General features: G+C 51.1%; 3 protein-coding genes. 1 reads left to right on the top strand and 2 read right to left on the bottom strand.

Annotation, left to right across the window (positions count from 1 at the left end):
- Positions 1-318: 318 nt before the first annotated feature.
- Positions 319-609, bottom strand: coding sequence for a putative quinol monooxygenase (locus ABYW01_RS18485; protein ID WP_372835698.1), 291 nt, complete (start codon positions 607-609; stop codon positions 319-321).
- A 29-nt stretch (positions 610-638) separates the two neighbouring features.
- Positions 639-1664 (bottom strand): zinc-binding alcohol dehydrogenase family protein, encoded by a 1026-nt coding sequence (locus ABYW01_RS18480; protein ID WP_372835695.1) that lies wholly within the window; start codon positions 1662-1664, stop codon positions 639-641.
- A 96-nt stretch (positions 1665-1760) separates the two neighbouring features.
- On the opposite strand from ABYW01_RS18480, the gene ABYW01_RS18475 reads away from it, so the two are divergent.
- Complete coding sequence (locus tag ABYW01_RS18475; RefSeq protein WP_372835692.1) at positions 1761-2660, top strand: LysR family transcriptional regulator; 900 nt, start codon at positions 1761-1763, stop codon at positions 2658-2660.
- Positions 2661-2842: the final 182 nt, after the last annotated feature.

Raw genomic sequence — 2842 nt, 5'->3', positions numbered from 1 at the left:
GGCGCGCATTTTCGGTGTGTCTTGTAGCTTACCTGCTGGTAACTGTGCTCTAGTCCGTGTTAGGCCGTGTGATTGATGGGCGTTTGGCCAAACGTGCTGCATTCAAAGGGATATTTAAGGTGAAGTGGGGGGCTTTCCAGCCAAAATCACATACAGGTGTATCAAGTAGCATCGTTAAAACTCTCCTGATTATCGCTGTAGTTGGTAGCGCGTAGTGTTTATCCGGTGTGAAGGTGGGTTAGCCATAGGCTGGCTAACCCGATTGCTATTCTGATTTGATCTTAGCGGCTATTCAGGGATCCTGCGCGGATCGCAGGATTAAGCAACGACGGTCATTTCGTTCAGCGTAAACTGCGCAACGGCCCCTTCGGTTGCACTCAGGTAATCCTGCAAATGCTGATTGCCCATGTGTGCCTGCCACAGTTCACGGGATGCCCAGTTTTCGTAGAACATGAAATGCGCTGGGTTTTCATTATCCTGATGCAGATCGTAATTGATGCAGCCTTCTTCGGCGCGGGTAACATCGATCAGCTTGACCAGTTCGGTTTTGACCAGATCCACTTTGTCAGTGTTGGCGATGATATTGGCAACGATGGTGAGTTGAGTCATGTGAGTGTCCTCCACTGTGTTAAATGTGCTTAAAAGCCTTCCAAAACAATTTTGCCAATTGCTCTGCCGCTTTCGAGATTTGCGTGCGCCCGTTTCAGGTTGTCAGCGTTGATCTGACCGTAGTGTTCACCCAGTGTTGTTTTGATGCGCCCGGCATCTATCAGATTTGCAATGCTGTTCAGCAGATCACGCTGTTTTTCAATGTCGTCGGTATTGAACATTGAACGGGTGTACATAAATTCCCAATGCAGAGAGATCGACTTCATTTTTAGCTTCATAATGTCGAGAGGAGATTGCGGGTCATCAATCAATGCCAGCTTACCCTGTGGCGCAAGGCTCTCAACGATCTCGTCATAATGCTGCTCAGTCGCGTTTAACGAAGCGACATGGGTGACACTATCAATACCGATGCGCTTCAGTTCTTCGCTCAACGGTTTGCGGTGATCAATCACATAATCTGCACCCAGCTCTTTCACCCATGCCTGACTTTCCGGACGGGAAGCGGTGCCGATGATGACCGCATCGGTGAGTTGTGCGGCAAGCTGGACCAAAATGGAGCCTACGCCACCTGCAGCACCCACGATCAGAAGCTGCTTGCGTCCGGCGTTGTCTGCTGACGTGCTTTGTTCAAAACCGAGGCGGTCAAATAGCAGTTCCCATGCGGTGATGGCCGTCAGTGGAAACGCAGCGGCTTCCGCATTGGATATGGACTCAGGTTTGCGACCTACGATGCGCTCATCGACCAGATGATATTCAGAGTTCGTACCTGGGCGGGTGATATCGCCCGCATACCAGACTTTGTCGCCTTTCTGATAGAACTGTGCCTGATCACCTGCATCGATCACTTCGCCAACCGCATCCCACCCCAGCACCTTGTGCTCACCGTTTTCCGGCTGTGCTCTTACGCGGACCTTGGTATCCACGGGGTTAACCGAGATCGCGTCAATTTTGACCAGCAGGTCCCTGTCGGTGGGTGTTGGTGTCGGCAGATCGATGTCGATCAATGAATCCTGATGGCTGATGTCCAGTGACTTCAGGTAACCAATTGCTTTCATGGGATGTCTCCGTTGAGTGAATGAAGACATTGTGGGTGAATATGTATACTCTAAAAACAGGGTAATGACTTAATTAGTTTCAAAAATATTTTGATAATGAATACATCGGATTTAGCACTATTTGTGAGAACCGCCGATACGGGCAGTATCACGGCATCGGCTGAACAGCTGGGTATAACGCCTGCTGCGGCCAGTGCCGCGCTCAAACGATTAGAAAAGCAGCTCGATACACAGCTGTTTATTCGTTCGACTCGGCAGCTGCGCATTACCGCAGAGGGTGAGCGGTTTTTGCTACATTGTCGGAAATCACTGGCATCCCTTGAAGAGGGAAAGGCGTCACTGGATGCGATGCGCGGGAAGATCGCTGGTGAGATACGACTATCCGTGTCGTCTGACTTGGGGCGTAACATCGTGCTGCCATGGCTGGATGAGGCGATGGAACGTCATCCTGATCTGACGATGCATCTTAGCGTTGGGGATATGCTGTCGGACTTTTATCTCGATAGGGTGGATGTGGCGCTGCGTTATGGTGAGCCGGAAGATTCCAATATGGTGGCGTTTCAGGTTGCAACGGTGGCGCGTGTTGCATTTGCGTCCCCTGATTATCTGGCCCGGTTTGGGGTGCCAAAGCACCCGGAGGATCTGCGCCAGCATAATTGTTTACGATACCTGTTGGGGAATCGTGCGTATGACACGTGGGAATTCGTCAAAGACGGTGAGAATCACCGTATTCGGGTGCACGGTGACCGGGAGAGTAACGATGCCGATATCGTCAGGCGTTGGGCGGTGGCCGGAAAAGGTATCGGTTTTAAATCGATACTGGACCTGAGTGCCGATCTGCATGCGGGCAATATCGTCAGGTTGTTCCCCGACTATCAATCAGAGCCGTTAAGCGTCTGGTTGATCTGCCCAAGCCGGAAGCAAGTCACACCTGCTATTTTGATGCTGCGGGATATGTTGCGCAAGAAATGTGCAGTCGCAGTCGCGGGGCTATGAGGTACCAAAAACGAACGCGGCACACTATGATGGAGGTGTCCGGTTGATCGGATATGATTCAGCGGGGCACCCTAAAATCTGGAAGTGGGGATACGTCTATGAGTACTGGATTAACCAGCGCGTTACATATATTGGCTCAATGGCAGTGCACACCTAATCAGGCACTCGCTATTTTGAAGCTC

This window comes from Pontibacterium sp. (assembly GCF_041587635.1).
GTDB lineage: Bacteria > Pseudomonadota > Gammaproteobacteria > Pseudomonadales > Balneatricaceae > Pontibacterium.
The sequence above is the reverse complement of the archived record's forward strand: the minus strand, read 5'-3'. Positions and strand labels throughout refer to the sequence as shown.

Bases quoted from the DNA above. Each gene is read 5' to 3' on its own strand.
- ABYW01_RS18485 (WP_372835698.1), bottom strand. From the start codon at position 609: ATGACTCAACTCACCATCGTTGCCAATATCATCGCCAACACTGACAAA.
- ABYW01_RS18480 (WP_372835695.1), bottom strand. From the start codon at position 1,664: ATGAAAGCAATTGGTTACCTGAAGTCACTGGACATCAGCCATCAGGAT.
- ABYW01_RS18475 (WP_372835692.1), top strand. From the start codon at position 1,761: ATGAATACATCGGATTTAGCACTATTTGTGAGAACCGCCGATACGGGC.